Here is a 1211-nt window from a genome sequence, read left to right as displayed (position 1 = left end):
GTTGTGTATAAGAGACAGGAAAAATAATTCTCAACTACTTGGCAAATAAAAAATCATCTGCTATATTTAGAGCATACCCAAAAACCTAATCCCCTAATCCCCTGTCCCTACGGGGATGTAGAGACGTTCCTCGGAGCGTCTCTACTCTTTTGTATTCACCTAATCAGCATTAAGAATTTTGGGAACTCGGAAAAAATCTCCTTCCTGTTGAGGCGCACTGTTGAGGATTGCTTCTCGTTCGGGATAGGGTTGGAGAATATCTTCTCTGGTGACGTTGCTAACATCAATAGCTCTGGTTGTCGGGGCTACATTAGTGACATCCAGTTGATTTAGTTGTTCTATATAGTCTAGAATACCACCCAGTTGAGTGGTAAATTGTGCCTCTTCGTCTGCTGTTAATTCTAAACGAGCGAGATTAGCGACTTTACGAACTTGTTCACTATCAATCATAATTTGTTAATTGTCAGTTGTTAGTTGTCAGTTGTCAGTTGTCAGTTGTCAGTTGTTAGGCAAACTTTTACAACCGACTAATGACTAATGACTAAGTTAAAAGAATATGTCAATTTGCGATCGCCCGGTGGTTTTTATCCAGTTCTGAGCTTCAATATAGTTATTGGGAGCCATACGAATCGCTCTAATCCAATAATCCGCTGCTTGATCAAGTAATGCTTCACCACCGTCATTATCCCCTGCTTCCTTAGCTCTCTCACCTTGAAAATGATAAATCACGGCAATATTATTCAAGGCTTGGGGTAATTGTGGATTTAATTCAATGGCCTGATGATAATACTCTAAAGCCTTATTATGATCGCCGTTACTGGCATAAATTAAACCCATGTTATAAAGGATATAACTCCGATCATTAGAGTCTTCCTCCATTTCTAAGGCTTCTGTATAGTAGTCTAGTGCTTCGGCATATTCGCCTTCTGCCTGTGCGGACATTCCATCTCGATAATAAACAAAGGCTTCTTTCGCCTTTTTGTTGGTTGGCAATATCTTGAGAATGATATCTGCCATTACTGTAAAGGATTTGTCAACAAAGTTATCGTTTTTCTGTGTTCTTGGCATATTTGTCTCTATGGTTGCTTAATTGCAGCATACCGCTAATTTAACTAATTTTTGGAGGTTTGAGTTATCCCCAGAAATATGAAGTAAGATTTTCAGAATTATTGACCGCAGATAAACGCAGATAAACGCAGATAAATTAATAG

The 1211-nt window shown here is 38.8% G+C and carries 2 protein-coding genes; both read right to left on the bottom strand.

Annotation, left to right across the window (positions count from 1 at the left end):
- Positions 1 to 159 precede the first annotated feature (159 nt).
- Complete coding sequence (gatC, locus tag IQ228_RS26155) at positions 160 to 450, bottom strand: Asp-tRNA(Asn)/Glu-tRNA(Gln) amidotransferase subunit GatC (RefSeq protein ID WP_027401505.1); 291 nt, start codon at positions 448 to 450, stop codon at positions 160 to 162.
- Between the two features lie 96 nt (positions 451 to 546).
- Positions 547 to 1068, bottom strand: a complete 522-nt coding sequence (locus IQ228_RS26150; protein WP_027401506.1) for a photosystem I assembly protein Ycf3 — start codon at positions 1066 to 1068, stop codon at positions 547 to 549.
- Positions 1069 to 1211 lie beyond the last annotated feature (143 nt).

The sequence above is a fragment of the Dolichospermum sp. LEGE 00246 genome (genome assembly GCF_015207865.1).
GTDB classification, from domain to species: domain Bacteria; phylum Cyanobacteriota; class Cyanobacteriia; order Cyanobacteriales; family Nostocaceae; genus Dolichospermum; species Dolichospermum heterosporum.
This window is presented reverse-complemented; position numbering and strand designations above follow the sequence as displayed.